22 protein-coding genes and 1 pseudogene are annotated in these 24,626 nt (G+C 68.6%); 11 read left to right on the top strand and 12 right to left on the bottom strand.

Annotated features, from left to right (window positions below):
* Positions 1 to 200 precede the first annotated feature (200 nt).
* From ACZ7KI_RS04660 to ACZ7KI_RS04645, 4 genes are all read right to left on the bottom strand, one after another.
* Positions 201 to 758, bottom strand: coding sequence for a hypothetical protein (locus tag ACZ7KI_RS04660; RefSeq protein WP_470271812.1), 558 nt, complete (start codon positions 756 to 758; stop codon positions 201 to 203).
* A gap of 5 nt (positions 759 to 763) precedes the next feature.
* Complete coding sequence (locus tag ACZ7KI_RS04655; RefSeq protein WP_470271811.1) at positions 764 to 1,438, bottom strand: class F sortase; 675 nt, start codon at positions 1,436 to 1,438, stop codon at positions 764 to 766.
* Between the two features lie 131 nt (positions 1,439 to 1,569).
* Positions 1,570 to 2,019, bottom strand: a complete 450-nt coding sequence (locus tag ACZ7KI_RS04650) for a hypothetical protein (protein ID WP_470271853.1) — start codon at positions 2,017 to 2,019, stop codon at positions 1,570 to 1,572.
* 103 nt (positions 2,020 to 2,122) lie between these two features.
* Positions 2,123 to 3,526, bottom strand: coding sequence for an NAD(P)H-quinone dehydrogenase (locus tag ACZ7KI_RS04645; protein ID WP_465507078.1), 1,404 nt, complete (start codon positions 3,524 to 3,526; stop codon positions 2,123 to 2,125).
* A 127-nt stretch (positions 3,527 to 3,653) separates the two neighbouring features.
* Between ACZ7KI_RS04645 and ACZ7KI_RS04640 the strand changes: the two genes are divergently transcribed.
* Positions 3,654 to 4,106 carry a gamma-glutamylcyclotransferase gene (locus ACZ7KI_RS04640; RefSeq protein ID WP_208616241.1) on the top strand — a complete coding sequence of 151 codons (453 nt, stop codon included), beginning with the start codon at positions 3,654 to 3,656 and terminating at the stop codon, positions 4,104 to 4,106.
* Between the two features lie 62 nt (positions 4,107 to 4,168).
* On the opposite strand, the pseudogene ACZ7KI_RS04635 reads toward ACZ7KI_RS04640, so the two are convergent.
* The 6 genes and pseudogenes from ACZ7KI_RS04635 to ACZ7KI_RS04610 form a co-directional block, all read right to left on the bottom strand.
* Positions 4,169 to 5,061, bottom strand: a pseudogene (locus ACZ7KI_RS04635) (endonuclease domain-containing protein).
* Between the two features lie 178 nt (positions 5,062 to 5,239).
* On the bottom strand, positions 5,240 to 6,550 hold the full coding sequence (locus ACZ7KI_RS04630; protein ID WP_470271810.1) for an amidohydrolase: 1,311 nt from the start codon (positions 6,548 to 6,550) through the stop codon (positions 5,240 to 5,242).
* Between the two features lie 239 nt (positions 6,551 to 6,789).
* On the bottom strand, positions 6,790 to 7,098 hold the full coding sequence (locus ACZ7KI_RS04625) for a hypothetical protein (protein ID WP_470271809.1): 309 nt from the start codon (positions 7,096 to 7,098) through the stop codon (positions 6,790 to 6,792).
* A 57-nt stretch (positions 7,099 to 7,155) separates the two neighbouring features.
* Positions 7,156 to 8,154 (bottom strand): methylmalonyl Co-A mutase-associated GTPase MeaB, encoded by a 999-nt coding sequence (meaB, locus tag ACZ7KI_RS04620; RefSeq protein WP_470271808.1) that lies wholly within the window; start codon positions 8,152 to 8,154, stop codon positions 7,156 to 7,158.
* A gap of 3 nt (positions 8,155 to 8,157) precedes the next feature.
* Positions 8,158 to 10,326, bottom strand: coding sequence for a methylmalonyl-CoA mutase (scpA, locus tag ACZ7KI_RS04615; RefSeq protein ID WP_470271807.1), 2,169 nt, complete (start codon positions 10,324 to 10,326; stop codon positions 8,158 to 8,160).
* Positions 10,326 to 12,197 (bottom strand): methylmalonyl-CoA mutase family protein, encoded by a 1,872-nt coding sequence (locus tag ACZ7KI_RS04610; protein WP_470271806.1) that lies wholly within the window; start codon positions 12,195 to 12,197, stop codon positions 10,326 to 10,328. Before ACZ7KI_RS04610 ends, scpA begins: the two co-directional genes overlap by 1 nt.
* Before the next feature lie 132 nt (positions 12,198 to 12,329).
* Here ACZ7KI_RS04610 and ACZ7KI_RS04605 point away from each other — a divergent pair, with 132 nt between their 5' ends.
* On the top strand, positions 12,330 to 14,120 hold the full coding sequence (locus tag ACZ7KI_RS04605; RefSeq protein ID WP_470271805.1) for a serine/threonine-protein kinase: 1,791 nt from the start codon (positions 12,330 to 12,332) through the stop codon (positions 14,118 to 14,120).
* 508 nt (positions 14,121 to 14,628) lie between these two features.
* On the opposite strand, the gene ACZ7KI_RS04600 is transcribed toward ACZ7KI_RS04605, so the two are convergent.
* A complete protein-coding gene (locus ACZ7KI_RS04600) occupies positions 14,629 to 15,276 on the bottom strand; it encodes a MerR family transcriptional regulator (RefSeq protein WP_470271852.1) in 648 nt (215 codons plus the stop codon).
* 120 nt (positions 15,277 to 15,396) lie between these two features.
* Here ACZ7KI_RS04600 and ACZ7KI_RS04595 point away from each other — a divergent pair, with 120 nt between their 5' ends.
* From ACZ7KI_RS04595 to ACZ7KI_RS04585, 3 genes are read left to right on the top strand one after another with little or no spacing between them, the layout of a single operon-like run.
* Positions 15,397 to 16,371, top strand: a complete 975-nt coding sequence (locus ACZ7KI_RS04595; protein WP_470271804.1) for a hypothetical protein — start codon at positions 15,397 to 15,399, stop codon at positions 16,369 to 16,371.
* Entirely contained in the window at positions 16,368 to 16,796 is a 429-nt protein-coding gene (locus ACZ7KI_RS04590) for an ABA4-like family protein (RefSeq protein WP_470271803.1), read from the top strand. The genes ACZ7KI_RS04595 and ACZ7KI_RS04590 overlap by 4 nt, the downstream gene beginning before the upstream one ends.
* Positions 16,793 to 17,578: a purine-nucleoside phosphorylase gene (locus ACZ7KI_RS04585; protein WP_470271802.1), complete on the top strand. Its 786-nt coding sequence runs from the start codon at positions 16,793 to 16,795 to the stop codon at positions 17,576 to 17,578. Before ACZ7KI_RS04590 ends, ACZ7KI_RS04585 begins: the two co-directional genes overlap by 4 nt.
* A gap of 94 nt (positions 17,579 to 17,672) precedes the next feature.
* On the opposite strand, the gene ACZ7KI_RS04580 is transcribed toward ACZ7KI_RS04585, so the two are convergent.
* Entirely contained in the window at positions 17,673 to 18,827 is a 1,155-nt protein-coding gene (locus ACZ7KI_RS04580) for a glycosyltransferase (RefSeq protein WP_470271801.1), read from the bottom strand.
* A 29-nt stretch (positions 18,828 to 18,856) separates the two neighbouring features.
* On the opposite strand from ACZ7KI_RS04580, the gene ACZ7KI_RS04575 reads away from it, so the two are divergent.
* The 6 genes from ACZ7KI_RS04575 (at position 18,857) to ACZ7KI_RS04550 (ending at position 24,587) form a co-directional block, all read left to right on the top strand.
* Positions 18,857 to 20,494 carry a phospho-sugar mutase gene (locus ACZ7KI_RS04575; protein WP_470271800.1) on the top strand — a complete coding sequence of 546 codons (1,638 nt, stop codon included), beginning with the start codon at positions 18,857 to 18,859 and terminating at the stop codon, positions 20,492 to 20,494.
* Positions 20,495 to 20,504: 10 nt separating this feature from the next.
* On the top strand, positions 20,505 to 20,957 hold the full coding sequence (locus ACZ7KI_RS04570) for a flavodoxin family protein (protein ID WP_470271799.1): 453 nt from the start codon (positions 20,505 to 20,507) through the stop codon (positions 20,955 to 20,957).
* 405 nt (positions 20,958 to 21,362) lie between these two features.
* Positions 21,363 to 21,758 (top strand): helix-turn-helix domain-containing protein, encoded by a 396-nt coding sequence (locus ACZ7KI_RS04565; protein WP_470271798.1) that lies wholly within the window; start codon positions 21,363 to 21,365, stop codon positions 21,756 to 21,758.
* Positions 21,755 to 22,276, top strand: coding sequence for a hypothetical protein (locus tag ACZ7KI_RS04560; protein ID WP_470271797.1), 522 nt, complete (start codon positions 21,755 to 21,757; stop codon positions 22,274 to 22,276). Before ACZ7KI_RS04565 ends, ACZ7KI_RS04560 begins: the two co-directional genes overlap by 4 nt.
* Positions 22,273 to 23,406 (top strand): MAB_1171c family putative transporter, encoded by a 1,134-nt coding sequence (locus ACZ7KI_RS04555; protein ID WP_470271796.1) that lies wholly within the window; start codon positions 22,273 to 22,275, stop codon positions 23,404 to 23,406. The genes ACZ7KI_RS04560 and ACZ7KI_RS04555 overlap by 4 nt, the downstream gene beginning before the upstream one ends.
* Positions 23,403 to 24,587, top strand: a complete 1,185-nt coding sequence (locus tag ACZ7KI_RS04550; protein ID WP_470271795.1) for an amidohydrolase family protein — start codon at positions 23,403 to 23,405, stop codon at positions 24,585 to 24,587. The genes ACZ7KI_RS04555 and ACZ7KI_RS04550 overlap by 4 nt, the downstream gene beginning before the upstream one ends.
* Positions 24,588 to 24,626: the final 39 nt, after the last annotated feature.

The raw sequence follows: 24,626 nt of genomic DNA, 5'->3' as shown, positions 1-24,626 counted from the left end.
CGTGCCCTCGCATCAGGAACACCATCGGGAACGGGAATCGGTTGCCTCGACAGAAAAAAGAGTCGCAAACGGCAATGACGACACCATTAAGAGGTAACCCCCGAAGCGGCATGTCCGTGAAGGCCTCCTTCCCTACCTTGAGAGTAGGGAAGGAGGCCTTCACGGACTTCCTGACCTGAGCCGCTGGCCCCACTCACGAGTCAGTGGGTCGTGCCCCCGCCACCGGTTTGCGGAGCCCCCACCGGAATCTTCGAAACCTGCCGCCCCGAAGCCGGTTTCACCGCAAGACCCGATTTCCCCGGAGCCGGACCCGGCCCCGGAACCGAAGTCGGAGTCGGTTTCGGCGGCTTATTCGACGAAGTCGGCTTGGCCACGATTTGGAGATTCGCCGTCATCGTGGTCGTTTTGCAGACCGCTGTGATCGCGTAGAAGCCCGGCCTCGCTTTGTCGCTGATATGCGCGACGGCGCCATGGATGACCGGATCCGGGTTCGCGACCTCGAATTTCCCGATGTGGTCCAGCACCATCGATTTCACCTCGCCCAGTTCGCCGACCGGGCAGCCGACCGAGACCAGGATGTCCTCCCCCGCCATCGCCTGCCGCGGGGAGAGGCCGAGGAACGGGTACGGATCCGCCTTCGGACTCGCGGTCGTGGTGGGCGAAGGGCTCGTCTGGACCTCGTCCTGCGCGTACGCGACGGCCGGGACGGCCAGTGCCACTCCGCACGCCACCACCAGGGCGGACCGGTACCTGATCATGGAACTCACCTCGCGATCAGCCGAGCGAAAACGATGATGTTGTCGAGATAGTTGTGCGAAGCCTTGTCGAAGACCCCGCCACAGGTGATCAGCCGCAGTTCCGGCGCGGTGGTGTCGCCGTAGACCGCGTCGGTGGGGAACTTGTCCTTCGCCACCCGCTCGACCTTCGTGACCGCGAACTCGGCCGTCGTGCCGTCCTTGCGCGCGATCGAGACCTTGTCGCCGGGCGCGAGCTCCTTCAGCCGGAAGAAGATGCCCTTCTGCTTGTTCCCGTCGACGTGCCCGAGGATCACCGAAGGCCCGACCTCCCCCGGGGTCGGCCCGTTCTGATACCAGCCCGCCTGCATCGGCTGGGTCACCGGCGGCACCTCGACGGTGTTGTCCGCGTTGAGCCCGAGCGGGATCAGACTGGACTTCGCCTCGATCTTCGGTACGTCGATCGAGACCGGATCGGCCTTCGGCATCCCCGCGACGGCGGCCCCTCCCTCGGCCTCCGTGCCGGGCGCGCCGGGTTCGGCACTCGGCTGCGCCGCCGACGTCACCCCCGTGACCTGCGGCGCGGCGGCCTGCCCGGTCTCCCCCGGACCGGACAGGACGAAGGCCAGCGTCGCCAAAACCGCCAGCAGGACGACGGCGAGCGCCAGCGGCGCCCGCCATCCCCGCAACCAAGTCGACTTCATGTTCATCCCCACTCCTGCCAGACGCCGTACGCGCCCGGACGGTTGCCCGCTTTCATCACGAAAAGGTCGCGGATGTCCGGGCAAGAAAAACCGCCCCCGGACGGGTCCGAGGGCGGTTTCGAAAACGGGGCTCAGGAGGCCATACTGCCGTCACCCGCGCGAGCACCACCGGAAGGCACCGCGTTCACCTGCCGGGGAGGAACGGAAAACGTTGCCGTATAGGACTTTCCATTGCAGTTGACGGTCAGCGGGTAGCTGCCGGGCGCCGTGCCCGCCTTGAGTTCGACCTCGGCGCTGACGTTCGCCGGGACGCCGATGAGCGGGCCGTAGTCGTACTTCCCGACGGTGAGGACAGGCGAAGAGAACGTCGTCGACTTCGGCGCCTTCAGGCCATCGCCGGGGCACTGCGCCAGCGCGACGTTGGAATCACCATGGACGTATTTGTTGACGAGTCCGAGTTCGTAGGCCGTGTCGTCGTTGAGCTGCACCGTGACACCGGAACCGGGCTGGGGGTCGGACTGAGGCTGCTGCGCGAGGCCGGTCGCCGGACCCGCCAGCACCGCCGCGCCGATCGCCACCACTCCGAAAAGAACCCTGCGAACCACGAAAACCCCTAGCTGTCAACGAAACCCTGACACGCGCTAGACGCGGGCACCCCGGCCGGGGTTGCTTCCGCGGCGAAGATCAATCCAGGTCGTCGTGGCGCATGAGCTGGCGGCCTGCCTCGGTGATCGACCCCGAGAGCGACGGGTACACCGAAAATGTCAGTGCCAGGTGTTCCACTGTGAGCTGGTTCTGGACGGCGAGCGCGATGGGAAGGATGAGTTCGCTCGCCGTCGGCGCCACGACCACCCCACCGACGACCACGCCGGTGGCGGGGCGGCAGAACAGCTTCACGAAACCGCGTCGCAGGCCTTCCATCTTCGCGCGGGCGTTCGTCGCGAGCGGGAGCATGATGGTGCGGGCGGGCACCTCACCCGAGTCGATCGCCTGCTGGCTGATGCCGACGGTCGCGATCTCGGGGTGGGTGAACACGTTGGCGGCGACGGTCTTGAGCTTGATCGGCGCGACACCTTCGCCGAGCGCGTGCCACATCGCGATGCGGCCCTGCATGCTGGCCACCGAGGCGAGCATCAGCACACCGGTGCAGTCGCCGGCGGCGTAGATGCCGGGCGCGCTGGTGCGGGAAACGCGGTCGACCCCGATGAACCCGCCGGGGCCCGGCTCGATGCCGACCTTCTCCAGGCCGATGTCGGCGGTGTTGGGCACGGAACCGACGGTCATCAGCGCGTGGCTGGCTTCGATCACGCGGCCGTCGGCGAGGTGGATCTCGACGCCCTTTTCGGTGCGCTCGACCTTGTCGGCGCGCGCGTGCTTGACGACCGTGGTGCCGCGCTGCGAGAAGACCTCTTCGAGCACGGCGGCCGCGTCGGCGTCCTCGTGCGGGAGCACGCGGTCGCGGCTGGACACGACGGTGACCTTGACGCCCATCTCGGTGTAGGCCGAGGCGAACTCGGCACCGGTGACACCCGAGCCGATGACGGCCAGGTGCTCGGGCAGTTCGCGCAGGTCATAGAGCTGACGCCAGTCGAGGATGCGCTCGCCGTCCGGCACCGCGCCGGGCAGCACACGCGGGGTGGCGCCGGTCGAGATGAGGACGACGTCGGCGTCGAGCACCTCGACGGAGCCGTCGGGGGCGGTGACGGCGACCTTGTGGGTGGCGAGGCCGGTCTCTTCGTCGTCGAAGCGGCCCTGGCCGATGACGACGCGGACACCCTCACGCTGCACCCGGGCGCGGATGTCGGCGGACTGCGCGAGCGCGAGTCCCTTGACCCGGCCGTGGACGGTCGGCAGGTCGACACTCGTGTCGGCCATGTCGGTGTTGATACCGAGTTCGCGAAGGTCGTGCATGTTCGCGAGAGCGCCGGAGGAGGCGATGAAAGTCTTCGACGGGACACAGTCGTAGAGCACGCACGCGCCGCCGAGACCGTCGCGTTCGACGATCGTGACGTCGGCTCCGTGCTGGGCCGCGACCAGTGCCGCTTCGTAACCGGCGGGGCCTCCGCCCATGATCACGATCTTGGTCACTGGTCTCCTCCTCTTAGCGGTGTCTGTGACTGCGTTTACCGTACGCGGGCGACCGCTGGGCGGATTGAGTGGCCGGACACGGCATGTGCGTCCAGCCGGGTGACCGCCGGGTCGCTAGGCTGTGGCCGTGCCGTTGTATGCCGCGTATGGATCCAATATGGAGCCCGCCCAGATGTTGGAGCGCGCTCCTCACTCGCCCATGGCCGGCACCGGCTGGCTGGAGGGCTGGAGACTGACCTTCGGCGGCGAGGACATCGGCTGGGAAGGCGCGCTGGCGACCATCGTCGAAGACCCCGGTTCCCGGGTCTTCGTGGTGCTGTACGACGTCACCCCGCTGGACGAGGACGGCCTCGACCGCTGGGAAGGCGGCGAGCTCGGCGTCCACACCAAGATCCGGCTGCGCGTGCAGACCATGGACGGGTCCGTCCTGCCGTGGCTGTACGTCCTCGACGCCTACGAAGGCGGCCTGCCCTCGGCCCGCTACCTCGGCGTTCTCGCCGACGCCGCCGAAGCCGCGGGCGCCCCGGCGGACTACGTCGAAGCGCTCCGGACCCGCCCTTGCCGAGGCATCACCGGCTGACCGGCGAGTTCTCCGCCTGATCACGCGAGTTCTCCGCTCAATCACGCGTGACGTCCGCCCGATCACGCGACTGCGCGCCTTTCGAACGCCCTGGCCAGCTCGGCCAAGACACGTTGGGGATCACGCAGGTCCGCCGCCGACGCCCGGATCGTGATCCACCCCCGTCCAGCCATCCGCGCGTCTCGCTCGGAGTCATAGTCGTGGCGCCCCTCGTGAGATGCGAAGCCGTCGTACTCCAGCGCGATCCGCCGCGACGGCCACGCCATGTCGAGTACGTACAGCTTGCGACCCTCGATCGTGGTGATCTCGTACTGCACTTCCGGTATTGGGAATCCTGCCTCGACGACGATCAGCCGAAGGATGCTTTCCGGCGGGGATTCCGCCTTGCCGGTAGCCAGGTCGAGCAGCAGGAGAGCCCTGTGGATACCTCGCCGGTCACGGCGGTCCATGATTCGGTCCCGGACGTTCTCACGCAGGGCCCGGACATGGTCTGCGCAAGCCCGTGCATCGCCTCGTCCAGCGCGGCGAACGCGGTTCGCTTGTCACCGTCGCAGAGAAAATCGGCCAGCGCCAGATCCAAGGAGAACGTCGCGAGCCCGTCGAGTTCGACGACGTCCGAAGGCTGGAAATCGGCGTGGTGGATGACCAAACCTGGCTTCGGCTTGTTCCGTCGCGAGGAGGGCACCGTCACGTGGATGCTCGTGTCGTCCACAGCCGATATCCCATGTAGCGCAAGGGATGTAGCTCCTGACAAAGCAGCAGGTTGCTCAACCACGAGCAGAGCGGCCTGCGCCCGCGTGGTCAATTCGAGCGAATCGGCGGCATGGATGACGACTCCCCGCCACGGCTGTGCGAGGACACCCGTGGCCAGTCCTTCGAGGACCATGCGGCGTCCCAGCACCCTGTCGGCCTCACTACGCGAGACCGCCCCATGTCGTCCTCCCCAGTCGATCATGACCTCGAGAGTCGCCGGTTCCGGCGCCCCTGGAAAGCCCCTTTCCACAACCTGTGGATAACTCCATGGGTTGTGGAAAACCCTGTGGACAGGTGTTCGACACCGGAAGTGGCGAACACCTGTGAGCAGGCGGAGATCACGCGTGATCAGACGGAGAACACGCGTGATGGGGTGGAGGTCAGGCCAGGGTGGCCAGCGCGGTGTGGACCAGCGTGCGGACACCGCACAAGAGGGCACGCTCGTCGAGGGTGAAGGTCGGGCGGTGGATGTCGGCCATCGGGCCTTCACCGGGCCACACGCCGAGCCGCGCGAAGGCGCCCTGGACGTGCTCCAGGTACCACCCGAAGTCCTCGCCGCCGGAAGACTGCTGCGTCTCGGCCACGGCGCTCTCACCCAGCGCGGCTTCGACACCGGCGCGCATCAACGCGGTCGATTCCGCGTCGGAGACGACCGGCGGGACGCCGCGGCGGTAGTCGAGCGAGAAGCCGACCCCGGTCGGCGCGAGCAGCGACTCCACCGAAGCCGCGACGAGCGGCTCCAGCATCGTCCAGACCTCGTGGTCCGCCGTCCGGAGTGTGCCGCGGAGCACCCCGTCCTGCGGGACGGCGTTCGCGGCCTGTCCGGCGTGCACCGCGCCCCAGACCAGCACGGTCCCGGAACGCGGGTCGACGCGCCGCGACAGCACCGCGGGCAGCGACGTGATCACCGTGCCGAGCGCGTGCACCAGGTCGGCGGTCAGATGCGGCCGCGAGGTGTGGCCGCCCGGCGAGGTGAGCCGCAGTTCGATGATGTCCGCGGCCGACGTCAGCGCGCCCTCGCGCATACCGACCTTGCCGACCTCGAGCCGCGGGTCGACGTGCAGCCCGTAGATCCGCTCGACGCCTTCCAGCGCGCCCGCGGCGATCATGTCCAGCGCACCGCCGGGCATGACCTCCTCGGCGGGCTGGAAGATCAGCCGGATCCGGCCGGGCAGCTCCGGCGCGCCGGCCAGCGCCCGCGCCGCGCCCAGCAGGATCGCGGTGTGGGCGTCGTGCCCGCACATATGCGCGGCGCCGTCGGTCTTGGAGGCGTACGGGAGCCCGGTGGCCTCGGTCAGCGGCAGGGCGTCCATGTCGGCGCGCAGCGCGACACAACGGCCACCACCGGCGTCTTCGCTCCCGATGTCACAGACGACACCCGTGCCGCCGGGGAGCACCCAGGGCTTGAGCCCGACCGAGCGGAGCAGGGACATGACCATTTCGGTCGTGGCGAACTCGTGCCGGGAGAGCTCCGGGTGCGCGTGGATGTGCCGACGCCACGCGAGGACGTCGGTGGCGTTCGCGCGGAGCCAATCGTCGAGCCAGAAGGGGCCACGGCCGGCACCCAGATCATGCACAGGTGCCATGCTGACGCCGGTTTCGGAGATGAGCGCGGTGGGCGCCTCTATAGGGGCAACGACGCGACCCTCGGGGTCGCCTGGAATGTCCGGACGTGAATCGAGCACCGTCACGCCGCACCTCCTCCCGCAACACAGTTGCCTTCGTCTACCACCGTACGAGTGGTCACTGAAGACACGCTGGGTGCCGATCGATCTGTGATTCGCATTTGCGCTAGATCGTGCACCATGCAGATGACAAGCCGCTCGTCGAGTGATCGAGCCCTAGACGGCCGGTAGTGGATCTGCGTTGAACGGCTACGGGGAGTTCAGCCCGGACTAAGCGGAGAGCTCTACTACTTACCGGTAGCGGTTCAGGACTTCTTCTTCTTGGAACGGGTGCGGCGACCGAGGATCACGAGCCCGAGCAGCACCGCCGCGGCGATGCCCGCGATGACCTTGTTCTTGGTCTCCTGGCTGTTGGCCTTGTCCGTCTCGGCGGGATCGAGCACCGGTCCCGGCTGCGCCTGCGACGGCACCACGTGCACCGCGGCCGCCTGGGTGATCACCGCCGACGAGGCCGGGATCTCCGAAAACGGCGCGGCCTGGGCGACCGGAGCGCAGACGATCAGCCCGGCGGCGATCAGCCCGGCCAGCTGTCCGAGGCGAGACCTTTTCGGCATGACTCCCTTTCGTCGGCAGAGTGCGAATCCGATTCTGCACTCTGCCGCGTTCCCGCGTCAGCCGCCACGCGGAGGACCGAAAAACGCCGCCAAGATCCGCTGGGCGGCCAGCGTCGGGGTCAGTTCACCGTCCCGGACCGCCCGTTCGACGTCCGGAACGACCGCTCGCACGTCCGGATGCGCGGCGAGGTTTCCGAGCAGCTGTTCCCGGACCATGGACCAGGTCCACTCCACCTGTTGCCGCCGTCGCCGTTCGTCCAGTTCGCCGGACGCGAGCAGAACGTCACGGTGACGGCCGATCTCGGCCCACACCTCGTCCAGCCCGACGTCGGTGAGCGCGCTGCACGTCAGCACCGGCGGGGTCCAGTCGGCGTCGCGCCCGTAGATCATCCGCAGGGCCCCGGAGAGTTCGCGGGCAGCGCGCTTCGCTTCTCGTTCGTGGTCGCCGTCGGCCTTGTTGACCGCGATGACGTCGGCGAGTTCGAGGACGCCCTTCTTGATGCCCTGCAGCTGGTCGCCGGTCCTGGCCAGCGTCAGGAACAGGAAGCAGTCGACCATGTTCGCCACGGTCACCTCGGACTGCCCGACGCCGACGGTCTCGACCAGCACGATGTCGTAGCCGGCCGCTTCCATCAGCACGATCGTTTCGCGGGTCGCCCGTGCGACACCGCCGAGGGTCCCCGAAGTCGGCGAAGGACGGATGAACGCCTTCGGGTCCACCGCGAGCCGCGCCATCCGGGTCTTGTCGCCGAGGATCGACCCGCCGGTCCGTGTCGACGACGGGTCGACGGCCAGGACGGCCACCTGGTGCCCGGCCTCGGTCAGATCCGTGCCGAGCTGGTCGATGAAGGTTGACTTGCCGACACCGGGCACGCCCGTGATGCCGACGCGTCGCGCGCCGCCCGCGTGCGGGAGCAGCTCGACCAGCAGCTCCTGCGCCTGCGCCCGGTGGTCCTCGCGATTCGACTCGACCAGCGTGATCGCCCGCGACAGCAGGCCGCGGTCACCCGCGAGGACACCCTTGGCCAGCGCCTCGACGTCGATCTTGCGCGGCAAGACTCAGGACTCCTGCGTGGTCAGCTGCCCGATGAGGTCGATCGCGGCTTCGGCGATGACCGTGCCGGGGCCGAAGATCGCCGCCGCGCCCGCCGCGCGCAGTTCCTCGTAGTCCTGCGGCGGGATGACGCCGCCGACCACGACGATGATGTCCTCGCGGCCCTGTTCGGCGAGTTCGGCGCGCAGCGCGGGGACCAGCGAAAGGTGCCCGGCCGCCAGCGACGAAACGCCGATGACGTGCACGTCGGCCTCGATCGCCTGCCGCGCGACCTCGCCGGGGGTGGAGAACAGCGGGCCGACGTCGACGTCGAAGCCGATGTCGGCGAAGCCGGTCGCGATCACCTTCTGGCCGCGGTCATGGCCGTCCTGGCCCATCTTCGCGACCAGGATCCGGGGCCGTCGCCCCTCCTCCTGGGCGAAACTCTCGACCAGTTCACGGGCCCTTTCGACGTTCTCGGTCTTGCCGACCTCCTCGCGGTACACACCGGAGATGGTACGAATCTGACCGGAGTGGCGCCCCCAGATCTTCTCCAGCGCGTCGGAGATCTCCCCGACCGTGGCCTTGGCCCTGGCGGCGTCGATGGCCAGCGCGAGCAGGTTCCCGTCGGCCTGGGCACCGGCGGTGAGCCGCCGCAGCGCGTCCTGGGTGGTGTCCTCGTCCCGCTCCTCACGCAGTCGCCGCAGTTTCTCCAGCTGCTGCGCGCGCACGCCGGCGTTGTCGACCTTGAGCACGTCGATCTGCTCGTCGTCGGTCACCTGGTACTTGTTGACGCCGATCACCGGCTGGCGGCCGGAGTCGATCCGCGCCTGTGTCCGCGCGGCGGCCTCCTCGATGCGCAGCTTCGGGATGCCGGCGTCGATCGCCTTGGCCATCCCGCCCGCCTGCTCGACCTCGGTGATGTGGCCCCAAGCCTTGCGGGCGAGGTCGTAGGTCAGCTTTTCGACGAACGCGCTGCCACCCCACGGGTCGATGACGCGGGTGGTACCGGATTCCTGCTGCAGCAGCAGCTGGGTGTTCCGCGCGATGCGGGCGGAGAAGTCCGTCGGCAGCGCGAGGGCCTCGTCGAGGGCGTTGGTGTGCAGCGACTGCGTGTGCCCCTGGGTCGCCGCCATCGCCTCGACGCAGGTGCGGACGACGTTGTTGTAGACGTCCTGCGCGGTCAGCGACCAGCCCGAGGTCTGCGAGTGGGTCCGCAGGCTCAACGACTTGGAACTCTTGGGCTCGAAGCCCTTCACGAGCTTCGCCCACAGGAGCCGCGCGGCACGGAGTTTCGCGACCTCCATGAAGAAGTTCATGCCGATCGCCCAGAAGAAGGACAGGCGTGGCGCGAATTTGTCGACGTCCAGTCCGGCATCGACCCCGGCGCGGATGTATTCGACGCCGTCCGCGAGCGTGTACGCCAGCTCCAGGTCGGCGGTCGCCCCGGCTTCCTGCATGTGGTAGCCGGAGATGGAGATCGAGTTGTACTTCGGCATGTTCCGCGAGGTGAACGAGAAGATGTCCGAAATGATCCGCATCGACGGCTGCGGCGGGTAGATGTAGGTGTTGCGGACCATGAACTCTTTGAGGATGTCGTTCTGGATCGTCCCGGCCAGTTTGTCCGGCGTGACACCCTGTTCCTCGGCCGCGACGACGTAGAGCGCGAGCACCGGCAGGACGGCGCCGTTCATGGTCATCGAGACGCTCATCTTGTCGAGCGGGATGCCGTCGAAGAGCTGGCGCATGTCGTAGATGGAGTCGATCGCGACGCCTGCCATGCCGACGTCACCGGCGACGCGCGGGTGATCCGAGTCGTAGCCGCGGTGCGTCGCGAGGTCGAAGGCGACCGAAAGGCCCTTCTGCCCGGCGGCGAGGTTGCGGCGGTAGAAGGCGTTCGATTCCTCGGCGGTGGAGAAACCGGCGTACTGGCGGATGGTCCACGGCTGGTTGACGTACATCGTCGGATACGGTCCGCGCAGATACGGCGCGATGCCGGGATACGTGCCGAGGAAGTCCACTCCGGACAGATCGTCGGCGGTGTAGACCGGTTTGACGCCGATGCCCTCCGGCGTCTCCCAGGTGAGCGCGTCGGGTCCCTTACCGGTGGCGGCATGCAGGGCTTCGGTCCACTGAGGACGGTCGGCGGGGTCGGGGGTGCCCAGGTCGACACCGGCGAAGTTCGGGATGGTCATCACTGCACTCCGAGCTCGTTCAACGTGCCGGTCAGGACTTCGAGGGCGTCACAGCCCGTGAAGAGATAGTCCGTGATGTCCGGGTGGTCGCCGGGTTTTCCGGCGAGAAGCACCGATGTGGCGCCTGCTTCCTTCAACGCCTTCGCGACGCTGGCGGCTTCTTCCGCGTAGGAGGTGTTACTCCCGCAGATACAGGCGACTTTCGTGCCACTGGCCCGGAATTCCGCGATGACGTCCTCGGGCGCGCCGGGGTTGACGGCTTCGATCCCGCCCGCCTGGAAGAGATTCGCCGCGAAACTCGCCCGCGCGGTGTGCGCCGCGACCGGGCCGAGCGTGGCGAGGAAGACGCGGGGACGGCTCGGGTGCGCGTCCGCTCGGTCTCGCAGGGCCTCGAACGCCTCGGCGTATCGATGCCGGGGCAGACCGCCTCCCGGCACGTCGTCGAGCGGGTCGCGGACGACCGCTTTCTCCGTCAGATTGGGGAATTCGCTGACGCCGGTGATCGGATCACGGCGGGTCCCGATCCGCTTCGACCGCTTTTCCCAGGTTTCCGCGAGCCGTCCGGCGAGCGCGCCCGAAGCCAGCTCCGCCTCGATCCCACCCGCCGCTTCGATGGCGGTGAACTCACGCCAGGCGGCCTTGGCCAGTTCGTCGGTGAGGTTCTCGACGTACCAGGAGCCGCCCGCCGGATCGATGACACCGGCCAGTTTGGACTCCTCCAGCAGCACAGCGTGCGTGTTGCGCGCGATCCGCGCGGAGAACGCGTCCGGCTGACCGATCGCGGCGTCGAACGGGAGCACGGTGATCGCGTCCGCGCCACCGACCCCGGCGCCGAAACAGGCGACCGTCGTGCGCAGCATGTTCACCCACGGATCGCGCTGGGTCAGCATCGCGGGCGAGGTGACCGCGTGCTGCCGCATACCGGAAGCCTTGCCGCCCGAGACCTCCGTGACCCGGGCCCACAGGCGCCGCGCGGCGCGGAATTTGGCGATCGTGAGGAACTGGTCGGCGGTGGCGGCGAGGCAGAATTCGAGCTGTCCGGCCGCGGTGTCGACGTCCAGGCCCGCTTCGGTGAGCGCGCGCAGGTACGCGACGCCCGCCGCGATGGCCGCGCCGAGTTCCTGCGCGTCCGAGCCGCCCGCCTCGTGGAACGGCAGGCCGTCGGCGACGATCGTCCGCACCTTCGGGTGACTGGCGGCGACGCGCGCCGCGAGCGCGGCGGCGGGAGCGAGCGGATGCGCCGTGCCGGTGCGCGCGGTCAGGCCGATCGGGTCGGCGCCGAGGGTCGCGGTGACCGCGCTCGCCGGGATCTCGCGTTCAGCGAAGATTTCGAACAACGCGGTGGCCGCGGCTTCGTACTCTTCGCCGGCGTCGAGAGTGACAGGCGCGAGGTCGACGTAGACCTCGTTCAGCGCGTCGGCCAGCTCGGCCACGGGCACCCCGCCCGCGCCCGCACGCAGCCAGATCGAGCTGACGCCGCCTTCGAGGTCGGCGAGAATGGCGGTGTTCGTGACCTTGGCGTCCCGGCGCGCGTAGCGGGCGCGGACGTCCCACCCCGTCGTCACCGAACCTTCGGGACGGGCGCTTCTCACGAACGGCGGAAGACCGGGGAAACCGGTCCCCTCGACCGTGTCCTCGGCGGTGTAAAGCGGCTGGATCTCCAGGCCGTCATACGTCCGGGTGACGAGCTTGCTTTCGGGCGGCCCGTCGAACGTCTCGTCGATCGCGCCGCTCTTGCGCAGCACCCCGGCGACGAGCTCTCGCCACTGCTCCCGGCTCGCTTCCGGGAACTCTGCCGCGAGCTTCAGCACCTCGGGCGCGTCGGGCTCGTCAGGGGTCCGCACTGACTCCGTCTCGGCCACTTCCGTCATAACCAACGATGCTAACGGCCCTTAACTACCCCTACCTGTGACGCTAGTCGCGCTAAGGGGTGGCCCGACCGTTCACTCCGACAGGGCACGGCGCATAAGCCCGCCATGGGGGCATACGACACAATTGGGGCCGTGCCGTCCGACCCCACCGAGTCCAGCGAGAGCCCCGGCGAAGAGAAGCGTGTCGTCGCCGGGCGATATCGGTTGCGCTCGGTCATCGGATCGGGGTCGATGGGCACCGTCTGGTCGGCCTACGACGAGTTCCTGCACCGCCCGGTCGCGGTCAAGGAAGTGCGGCTCCCGCCCGGCGTCCCGACCTCGCAGGCCGACGAACTGCGTGAGCGGACCCTGCGCGAGGCCCGCGCGATCGCCGTCCTGAGTCACCCCAACGTGATCATCCTGCACGACGTCGCGCGCGAGAATGACGAACCGTTCGTGGTCATGGAGCTGCTGCCGTCGCGCAGCCTCGCGCACATCCTGCGCGACCACGGACCGCTGACGGTCGAGCAGGCGGCGGCGGTCGGCATCGCGGTGGCTTCCGCGCTCGAAGCCGCGCACGCCGCCGGGATCACCCACCGTGACGTCAAACCGGGGAACGTCCTGGTCGCCGGCGACGGCCGCATCAAGCTCACCGACTTCGGGATCGCCCGCAACGTCTCCGAAGCCACCATGACCCGCACCGGCATGATGCTGGGCTCCCCCGCCTACATCGCGCCCGAAGTCGCCTCCGGCGGCGCGGTCGTCCCCGCCGCCGATCTGTGGGGCCTCGGCGCGACGCTGTTCGCCGCCGTCGAGGGCTCGCCGCCTTACGACGCCGACGGCGACCCGCTCGAAACCGTCGGGAAGGTCGTCAACGGGAAGGTACCGAAGCCCGGCCCCGGTCCGCTGTCCGACGTCATCGGCGCGCTCATGAAGAAGGAGCCGTCGAAGCGGATCACGCTGCGCGAGGTGCGGCGCCGCCTGTACCCGTTGCAGGCCAAGACGCTGATCGACCTCTTCCCGTCCGAACTGTTCCACACGCCCGACGGCAAGAAGACCACCGCGCATCTGGACGCGACCGACACCCAGGTGATCAAGACGGTCACGCCCGAGAAGCCGTCGGAGGGCACGAGTTCCGAACTCGCCGCCGACCCCGGGCCGCTGCCGTTCCTGCGCCCGTCCGAGGCCGCCGCGGAACCCCGCTTTTCGGAACCACCTGCCGAACTGGCGCCGATGCCGACGGTCACGCCGGCGGCGCCACGTCCGCCCGGCCGGTCGACGGCGGTCACGGTGGTGCTGGCGCTCGCGTCGATCATCGTGTTCCTCCTGGCGGCGGCCGGTGGGTTCGTCCTGGCCAGGGCCGTCGGCGGAGAGGATCTGCGGCCGCCTGCCGCGCTGGAACAGGGCGACACGATCGTTCCCCAGCCGCCACCGAAGCTGATCACGCAGCAGGGTGACGCCAGCATCGTGAACGGCCTCAAGGGGGGCCGGTTCACCATCGGCGTGCCGGAGGGCTGGAAGAAGTTCGCCGCACCGCACGTCACCAGGGGTTTGGCGAGCACGGTGGTCCAGTACGTCTCACCCGACGGCCGTCAGGTCATCCGGGTCGAGCGGCTCGGCGGTTTCCTGACCGAGAACCCGCCGACCGCCTACTTCAGCTGGCTGAAGTCGCAGCATCCGGAACTCTCGCTCGTCGGCGAACCCGGCACCGTGCCCGGCCGGGGGACGGAGAGCATGCGGTACGTCTACCGGACGATCGAACGCTCCGCCGGCGCGACCAGGGACGCCACGAACGACACCATCAGGCGCACGACGTTCATGGATCTGTTCGGCGCGGGCACGGACCTGTGGATCGTGTCGGTGACCGCGCCGATCGAGCAGGAGTCGTCGGCGAAGACGGCGATCTTCGAGCCGGTCGCGCAGTCACTCACCGTCGACGGCTAGGTGCTTCCGCGAAGCGACGGCGCGTGAAGGCCCCATTCGGCGATCACTGATTTGGCGCGTGAAGCCCCCTTCCCTCGGCTGAGCCGCGATGCCAGGAACTTGAGCGGCGGTTCCTGAGACTCTTCGACTGTCCATAAGGACCCGCCGAGGATCGATTCGTCCGATTGAACATCATTTGTCCGTGTTATCAAGGCCGTGAAGGCCTCCTTGAGGGACTCTGAGTCCCTCAAGGAGGCCTTCACGGACTTACTTCTGACCTGCACGAGGGTGGTGGTCGTCGCCCCGGTCTCACACCTTGATCAACGGAAGATCCGGGACACTCAACGTCCCCGATCTTCCGTTGATCAAGCTCGCGTCCCTCACGATCTGCGGACCGGCGACCGAGCGGGGAAGATTCCGGCCGTCCAACGGCCGGAATCTTCCCCACCCGACCACACCGGCCACCCGCACAAGCTCCACACCAGTGAGTAAACAAAGACAAGTCCTCCAAAGAGGCCTTCACGGACCATCAACCCAACTCACCGTCGACGGCTAGCCGGGCGAAGTGCTCCTTCGAGGCACGCTGCTGCGCCAGCCTCCGCAGCGCCGAAAGCAGCCTGTCACCGAGCACGGTCTCCACGACGGCGATCTCGATGATCCGATCCAGCGACTCGACCCCGGCGATGCCCTGGAGGTCGAGGTCGGCCGTCCGGTCGGCGACCTCGGCGTAGTCGTCGAGTTTGTCGAGGTACCAGCCGTGCCCCACGTCGCGGATCGCGCACAGGACACCCACCAGGGCCTGGATGATCAGATCGTCGGCGTCCTTGCAGGGCCAGCCGCGGCGCTCGGCGAGGTCCCGGACGGTGGCGAGCGCCCATTCCCGGCTTTCGTCGTCGACGACCTGGCGGGCGCTCGTGAGGCCTTCCTGCGCGAGGCCGAGGATGCGGTGGGGGCTTTCCTTTCCGGCGTCGACCGCGGAGAGCACCTCGCCGACCGTCGCGAGTGACAGGCCGCCGACGTCCATCAACGCCCTGATCAGCTTGATCCGCTGAACGTGCCCGTCGTCGTACTTGGCCTGATTGGGGCTCGTTCGTTCCCCCGGCGGGACCAGCCCTTCCCGCAGGTAGTACTTGATCGTGGCGACCGGAACCCCGGCTTTTTCGCTCAGCTCCGCCATCCGCACGCGTGGACACTCCGATCTCGGGGACGGTGTCAGGGTCATCCCTGAAGACTTCTCAGCATGGATAGTTTAACTTCCCATAACGGAGAGCCTGACTATCCATTTTGGGAGTAACCTATGACCATCTTGACCGATCTCACCGAGAGAACCCGCACCTGGCACCGGGGTTCGTATCGCGCGGCCCAGGCCTTCGCCGTGATCACCGCACTGTGCGTCCTCGCCCTGATCGTCGACCAGAGGACACTGCACGGCGCGCCGCTCTGGGCGAAACCGTTCAAATTCGCCGTCTCCGGCGCGCTGTACTTCTTCACCTGGAGCTGGCTCGTCTCCCTTCTGCCCAAGTTCCGGCGGACAGCGAGCTGGCTGACGAACACCCTCGTCGTGATTTTCACCGCCGAGTACGCGCTGCTGGTGTTCCAAGCCGTTCGCGTCCGGGCGAGCCACTTCAACAACGAGACCCCGCTGGACAACGCGATCTTCCAGGTCATGGGCGGAATGATCGCGACGCTGTGGCTGGTCAATCTCGTGCTGACGATCGCGGTCCTGTTCATCAGGATCCCGGACCGCGCGACGATGTGGGCAGCCCGGATCGGCGCGCTCCTCGGCATGGCCGGGATCTCGCTGGCGACGCTGATGACCGGCCCCACCCCCGACCAGGTGGCCGCGATCGAAGCGACCGGGACCTCGGCGATGATCGGGGCGCATACCGTCGGACTCCCGGACGGTGGCCCCGGCCTGCCGATCCTCGGCTGGAGCACGGTCGGCGGCGACCTGCGGATCCCGCACTTCATCGGTCTGCACGCCCTTCAGGCACTTCCGCTGCTCGCCCTCGCCCTCGGCGTCCTGGCCGCGCGCTACCCGCGCCTTCGCGACGGCGTCCTCCGGACACGCCTGGTACTGATCGCCGGTGCCGGCTACGCGGGCCTGCTCGCGCTGCTCACCTGGCAGGCCCTGCGCGGCCAGTCGATCGTCGCTCCCGACGGTCAGACGCTGACGGCCTTCGCCCTGCTCATCGCCGGCGTCGCCTTTAGCGGGCTAATCGCGATCGGGCGGCCGTCGAAGGACCGGGAGCTGGAGGCTTCGCTGCGATGAGTGTCGAGACCCTGTTCACCTGGACCTTCCCCATCGCCACGCCCTTCTGGCTGCTGATGATCTTCCTGCCGGGTTGGTCGTGGACCCGCCGGATCCTGTCCTCGCCGTGGGTGCCGCTGCTGCCGCTCGTGCCGTACTTCGCCCTCGCCATCCCGCACTTCGGCGAACTGTGGACGGCGGTGAGCAGGCCGGATCTGGACGTGCTCAGCGCGTTCACCGGATCGCCGTACGGGGCGGCCGCGATCTGGGCCCACCTGATCGCCTTCGACCTGTTCATCGCGCGATGGATGTACTTCGAGTCCCGCGAGCACCGCATCCATCCGCTGGTGACCGGCCCGATCCTGGCCCTCACGATCTTCCTGTCCCCGTTCGGGCTGGTGGCGTTCCTGCTCGTGCGAACTGTCCGGATACGCTCGTCGGCATGAGTGAGAACGAGGTCGCGGCGGCCGCCGCCATCGCCGAACGCACCGGCGTCGAGAAGCACGACATCGCCGTCGTGCTCGGTTCGGGCTGGCGCCCGGCGGCGGACGTCATCGGGGAGCCCGAGGCGGAGATCCCGCTGGGCGAACTGCCCGGATTCGTCGCCCCGGGCGCGGTGGGACACGGGGGAACCGTCCGGTCGGTCCGGGTCGGCGAAAAGCGCGCGCTGATCATGCTGGGCCGTACGCATTTCTACGAGGGCAAGGGCATCGACCCGGTCGTGCACAACGTGCGCACCGCCGCGGCGGCGGGCGCGCGGACGGTGCTGCTGACCAACGCCGCGGGCGGTCTGCGTGAGGGCTTCCACGTCGGGCAGCCGGTGCTGATCTCCGACCACCTGAACCTGACCGCGCGCTCGCCGATCGTCGGCGCGAACTTCGTCGACCTGACGGACCTGTACTCGAAGCGGCTGCGCGACATCGCCCGGACCATCGACCCGTCGCTGGAAGAGGGCGTCTACGCGGGACTGACCGGGCCGCATTTCGAGACTCCGGCTGAGATCCGGATGCTGCGGACGCTCGGCGCCGACCTCGTCGGCATGTCCACGGTGCTGGAGGCCATCGCCGCCCGCGCCGCCGGGGTCGAGGTCTTCGGGCTCTCGCTGGTGACCAACCTGGCCGCCGGGATGACCGGTGAACCCCTGAACCACGAAGAGGTCCTCGAAGCGGGCCGCCAGTCGGCCACCCGCATGGGCACCCTCCTCAAGGAACTCGTCGCCCGCGCCTGACCTTTTCGCGCGTGAAGGCCCCCTTCCCTCGGCTGGGTCACTCAAAACCAGGCCGAGGGAAGGGGGCCTTCACGCGCTTCACAGGTTCACGGGTTCAGCCCGCGAACTCGGGCAGCCGCGCGGCGACCTCCGCCGGCGACGGCATCGCGGCGACCTCGTCGGCCAGTTTCCGCGCGGCCGCACGGACGCCGTCGTCGGCGAGCAGCTTGCGCGACTGCTCGAAAATGGCGTCCTCGGTGCTTTCCTCGCCGATCAGCTGACCACCGACCCCTGCCGCGACAACGGCTTCGGCGTTCGTGAACTGGTCCGCGCCCTGCGGAAGCACCAACTGGGGCAGAGCCGCGCCGAAAGCACCCAGCGTCGTCCCGCTTCCACCGTGGTGAACCACGAGGTCGACGTGCGGCAGGAGTTCGGTCTGCGGTACCCACGCCTCGACACGCACGTTTTCCGGGACTTCGCCCAGTTGCGCCGGCTCCACCGTGGGACCCGCGGCGACCACGACGTCCGCCTTCAGCCGCGCCAGACCGGCGATGGCCCGCTTCAGCACACCCTCGTCACCGAAAGCGGTGCCGAGCGTCAGGTAGATCAGCGGACGGCTCTTGTCGCGCCCCACCACGCCCGCCGGGAGGTCACCCGGCTCGGCCCAGCCGACCGGACGCAGCGGAACCCTTTTCGCCTGGGCCAGGAAATCGGGCGACTGCACCGATTCCGGGCAGATGTCGACGACCGGGTCGCCGAATGAAGGCAGCTTGGCGGCTTCGACGCCGACCTCTTTCGCGTACTCCTCGACGTTGTCGTTGATGCGGTCGAGGAGCTCGCTCGGCGAAACCCGGCCGAAACCGTGCCCGATCGCGGGAATCCCGGCGAGCCGGGCGGCGATGGCGCCACCCGGGTTGCCGCTTTCGTAGACGACCAGATCCGGCCGGTACTGCTCCAAGAGCGGCGTCAGGTCGGCGACGAACCGCCGCGGCAGTACATTTCCGAAGACTTGCCCGATAAGGGGATAAAACGACTCCGGCGGGGCGGCGGGGTCACGGGGGTCGACGTCGGGACCGAGGAGCGACGCGAACGCTTCGCGTATCCCGAATCCGGCGCTTTCCGTGACCAGACCCGCCTTTTCGACGACCGGCCGCATGTCTTCGCCGGTGGCGAAGAGTACTTCGTGCCCGGCGTCGCGCGCGGCGACGGCGAGCGGTAGTAGGGGATAGAGATGACCATGACTCACCAGAGAAGTGAAGATCAATCGCACCTTTTCCAAGGTACCCGTAGGCTGGCTCGGTGACGACTTCCTTGACCCCGGCGCTGAGGGATCAGGCTTTCCGCTGGATCGCCGATGATCCGGACGACGGCTCCCGCGTCGAACTGCAGAACATCCTCGCCCGCGCGATGGGCGGCGAAGCCGGGGCGGCGGAAGAACTCGCGGACCGGATGGCGGGGCCCCTCGAGTTCGGCACCGCCGGGCTGCGCGGTCCGGTGCGTGCGGGCCCCAACGGGATGAACGTCGCGGTCGTGACGCGCACGACGGCCGGGGTCGCGGCCTGGCTGAGCGCGCAAGGACATTCGGGTGGTGTCGTGGTGGTCGGCCGCGACGCGCGGCACGGTTCGGAGGCCTTCGCCGCGGCCGCCGCCGAAGTACTGACGGCCGCCGGATTCGCGGTGAAGGTGCTTCCACGGCCGCTGCCCACCCCGGTACTCGCGTTCGCCGTGCTGGAACTCGGCGCGGTCGCCGGCATCCAGATCACCGCGTCGCACAATCCGCCCGCCGACAACGGTTACAAGCTTTACGACGCGACAGGCGGCCAGATCGTCCCCCCGTCGGACGGCCGGATCGAGCAGGCCATCGAAGCCGCTCCCCCCGCGATCGGCGTACCGCGCGCGCCCGGCGCCGAGGTACTGGGCGACGAACTCCTGGACGCCTACCTCGCCAAGGTCGCGCTCCTTCCCCGCGGCGCGGAACGGGAGATCAAGGTCGCCGCGACGGCGCTGCACGGTGTCGGCGCGGAGACCCTGCGCGCGGCGTTCGACCGTGCCGGGTTCACCGATCTGCATCAGGTGACCGACCAGGCCACCCCGGACCCCGACTTCCCGACGGTGTCCTTCCCGAATCCGGAGGAACCGGGCGCGACGGACCTTTTGCTGGCGCTGGCGTCCGAAGTGGACGCGGAGCTGGCGATCGCGCTCGACCCCGACGCCGACCGATGCGCGCTGGGCGTGCGCGAGCGGGACGGTTCGTGGCGGATGCTGCGGGGTGACGAAACCGGCGTCCTGCTCGGCTGGCATATTCTGTCCACTGTGGACACTGAAGATCCGTTGGTGGCCACGACGATCGTGTCGTCGTCGATGCTCGGCGAGGTCGCGAAGGAATTCGGAGCGCGCTACGCGGAGACCTTGACCGGGTTCAAGTGGCTGGTCCGCGCGGGTGAGAGGCTCGTGTTCGCCTACGAAGAGGCTCTCGGTCTCTGCGTGAACCCCCGGTTCGTGCGGGACAAGGACGGCATCGCCGCCGCCGTGTTCGCCGCCGGGCTGGCCGCCTCCCTGCGCGCGGCGGGCCGAGGCCCGCTGGACGTCCTCGACGAACTGGCCGTGCGGCACGGGGTGCACGTGACGGATCAGGTCTCGCTGCGGGTCACCGACCTGTCGGTGCGGGAGAAGCTGATGGCCGGCCTGCGCGCCACTCCCCCGGCGTCGGTGGCGGGCACCGACGTCACGATGGAGGATCTCCTGCCCGGCGCCGACGTCCTCCGCCTGACCGGTGAAGGCCTGCGCGTCGTGATCAGGCCGTCCGGAACCGAGCCGAAGCTGAAGGCGTATCTCCAGGTGAAGCAGCCGGTTTCCGGCGACCTCGCCGAAGCACGCGCCACCGCGGAAGCCCGGCTGGCCGCGCTCCGCGCCGACATCGAGTCCCGGCTCGCCTGAGGATCGGTGCATGGCGAAGCTGCTGATCGTGCACCACACGCCGTCGCCCTCGACGCAGGCGATGTTCGAAGCCGTGCTCTCCGGCGCGAAACATCCGGACATCGAGGGCGTCGACGTGGTGCGCCGTCCGGCGCTGGCCGCGACCGTGCCCGACGTCCTCGAAGCCGACGGCTACCTGCTCGGCACCCCGGCGAACCTCGGTTACATGTCGGGGGCGCTGAAGCACTTCTTCGACACCGTCTATTACCCGTGCCTGGATTCCACGCGGGGACGACCGTTCGGTTTCTTCGTGCACGGCAACAACGACACCGCGGGAACCGTGCGCGGAATCGAGAGCATCACCACCGGCCTCGGCTGGGAACGTGCCGCTTCCCCGGTCCTCATAACCGGCGAACCAGGCAAAGAGGACCTGGAAGCCTGTTTCGAACTGGGTGGAACTCTCGCGGCCACCTTGATGACCTGACGCATTCAGTCCTCTAAATGCGCTCTAAATAAGTCAGTACTGTCTCGCCCGGCGAGACACACGGAGAAACTCGCCCCGGAAAAGTAAGGGGCCTGTCACCGGAAGCCCTGGGGGTCGACCTCCGGCAACAGGCCTAGGTCAAGGGTTCGCCGTGATGGCGATCGACCTTGACTACCGAAGCGTACTACACCCAGCACGATCTTGTGCACCCACCGGGGAAAACGCCTCTCGCTCCGTACTCCGTGCACCCCCAGAGCACGGATTCCGGAGAGAGAGGCCCTGACACGGTCCGAAACCGCTTGACAACTGTAAACCACTGCATACAGGCGCTGTCAACAGCTGCGGACAGGCCGGATCGCGTTACACTCCCACTACGGAACGGGACGATGAAATGAACGGGGGGTCATGTCGCCGCACCAGACCTTCGCCGAGAAACTCAGCGCGCTGATCGATTCGGTGCGCGCCGACGAGGGCGCCCCGCACAGTTATCGCGAGCTGTCCGCGGCGATCGACCGCGCGGGCGGCCCCGCGATGTCGCCCGCGTATCTCCAGCAGCTCGCCACCGGCAAGCGGATCAATCCGAAGATCCACTACGTCGAGGCTCTCGCGAGACTCTTCGGCGTCCCGGTCACCTACTTCTTCGACGACCAGGAACCGCAACCCGTCGGAGAAGCGAAGCTCATGGCCATGCGCGCGCAGGAGCTTTCGCCGCAGGGCCGTCGTCAGGTCATGGACCTGCTGGAACTCGTCGAACGCTACGAACGCGCCGCCGAACGCGAGCATCCTGGCGAAAACCGATGAAGGAACGCGAGCTCCGCAAACGCTGCCGGAAGATGCTGAACAAGCTCGACATCGAACCGCCGCTCGACGTCGGCGTGCTCTGCGAGCGGCTCGGCGATCAGCGGGGCAGGCCGATCCGGCTGATGCCGTATCCGCTGGAGGTGCCCGGCCCGTTCGGCTGCTGGATCGCCACCTCGACGGCGGACTACATCTTCTTCCAGCAGGAGACCACGAAGTCCCATCAGGATCACATCATCCTGCACGAACTCGGGCATATGCTCGCCGATCACCACCCCGGCGGCGACGCCGAACCCGCCGACTTCCTGCGCGGCCCGGCACCGGGCCTCGACGGCGACGCCGTCCATCGCGCGTTACGCCGCACCTCCTACGATGAGGCGCACGAATGGGAAGCCGAGACCGTGGCGACCATCATCCTCGAATGGGCGTCGGTCTTGAACTACACGATCCCCCGTCGCGCCGACGACGATGACGTCCGCCGCGTCCAAGGCGCGCTGGGCGACCATCAAGGGTGGCTGTGAACGCGCTGTTCTCTCCCGTCAACATCGTGGCGATGGCGCTGTTCGCGACCGCGCTCGCCTGGCGGATCTACCAGACGTACCGGGCGCCGCGGGTGCTCCCGAACTGGGCGATCACCGTCACGATCGTCTGTGTCGCCGGGTCCTTCCTCGCCCAGCAGAAGGTCATCTCCGGCTGGCTCGACGGGCTGGCGGGCAAGGGCACCGGACGCCTGGTCAACAACGTCCTGCTCGCCTTCGGGGTGTGCGCGCTGTTGCTCGTCTTCCTCGGCTCCGCGCTGGGTCCGCGCAGGCCACGACGGGTCCTCTTCGAGCTGGTCCCGCTGTCCGGCGCGATCGCGCTGATGCTGGTCGCCATGGCCATCACCCCGCCGGAGGCACGCGGGCTCGCGCTGAGCCCGAAGCTCGTGCACGTGCCCGGCGTCGCGCTGTTCTACCTCGGGGCCGGGCTGTACCTGATCTACGGCCTCGCCGCCTGTGCCTGGTGGATCTTCCGGTACATCCGCACCGCGGACCGGCATCTGCGGACCGGGTTGAAACTCAGCGCCGCCGGGCTGATCTGCCTGTCGGCGGGCAGCGTCTTCCGCGCGCTCTACATCGTGATCGCCTGGGCGTTCGGGCCGTCGATCCCGATTCTGCTCGTCGTCGCCGTCCCGCTGGTGATCCTCGGGATCGTGCTCTTCCTCGCGGGGATCACCTATCCCGGCGTCCGCGCCCGGTTCGCCGCGCTGCGCCGCCGTCGCCAGCATCGGCTCCACCACGAACGGCTCACTCCCTTGTGGACCGCGCTGGCCGAGGTCTATCCGAACATCGTGCTCCGGAGCACGCCGCGGGGGCGGTGGGAGCGCTGGCGCCCGCGCACGGTCCACCGCCACTACTACCGCCGTGTGATCGAGATCCGTGACGGGCTCGTGCAGCTGAGCCCGTACCTGGAAACCGACCTCACCGCGCTCGCCGTCGACGACCCGCTGGCGGCGGCGGAAGCGCTGAAGACGGCGATCGCCAGGCAAGCCGCGGGTGAAGAGACCGACGGGCGGGCGAAACTCGTGCTCCCCGGCGGTGGCGCGGACATCGAATCCGACGTGCGGCCGTTGCTCGCGCTTTCGGCCGCGGTATCCCGGAACGGGGCATGACCTTGCAGCTTTTGCTGACCGCGAGCCGGATCCTGCCGCGTCCGAGCACCCCGGTCGAAGACGGCGCCGTGCTCGTCGACGGCGACCGGATCCTCGCGGCCGGCCCGCGCGCCGAAGTCGCCGCACAGGCGTCACCGGACGCCGAGAAACTCGACTTCCCCGGCGCGACACTGATGCCCGGCCTGTTCAACGCCCACGTGCACCTGGCGTTCGACGCCACCCGCGAGATGCTCCCGAACTTCCTGGCGAGCGACGACACTGCCTTACGCGCGGGCGCGCGGGAACGCCTGGATCAGCTGCTGCGCAGCGGGGTCACGACGGTGCGGGACCTCGGCGATCGTGCCGCGCTCGGCGCGCGGGTCCGGGCGGAGCTCGAAACCGAAGGCGTGCCGGCCCCGCGGCTGCTGACCGCGGGCTCACCGCTGACCGTCCCTAATGGACACTGCCATTTCTTCGGCGGCGAGGTCGGCGACGACGACGCCATCCGTGCCCTGATCGACGCCAACGCGGCCGCGGGCGCCGACGTCGTCAAGGTGATGGCGAGCGGTGGCCAGATCACCGAAGGCGGCGCGGACATGTGGGAGTCCCAGTTCGACTCCCCCGCACTCCGTCTGGTCGTCGGCCACGCGGCGCGCCACGGGCTTCCGGTCGCCGCGCACGCCCATGGCGCCGACGCGATCGAGGCGTCGGTCGAAGCCGGGGTCCGCACGATCGAGCACTGCACCTGGATGACCGGGCCTCAGCGGCAGGACAGGCGCGAAAACGTCGCGAAGCGGATGGCGGCCGAAGGTATCGCGGCGTGTTCGACCAGCAGCCGCAACTGGCGGATGCTGGCCGAGCGCATGGGCGAGGACCTCGCGAAGAAGGTCTACGGACGGCTGTCCTGGCTGGAGGAACTGGGTGTCCCGCTGCTGTCGGGGACGGACGCCGGACTGCCCGGCTCGGTCTTCGACGACCCCGTCGGCGCACTCGAACTCTATGAATGGCTGGGCTTCGGCCGTCGCCGGATCCTGGAGATCGCGACCGAGGACAGCGCCGCCGGGCTCGGCCTCGGCGACGTCACCGGACGGCTCGCTCCCGGCCTGAGCGCCGACGTCCTGGTCGTCGACGGCGATCCGCTCGCCGATCTGTCCGCACTGCGGAACGTCCGCCTGGTCCTCGCTCGCGGCTCCCGCCCCTGATTCCCGCAAGCGGGACGCCGACTTTGGTGACAGCGTTTT

The sequence above is a fragment of the Amycolatopsis sp. NPDC039088 genome, from assembly GCF_055598845.1.
The sequence above is the reverse complement of the archived record's forward strand: the minus strand, read 5'-3'. Positions and strand labels throughout refer to the sequence as shown.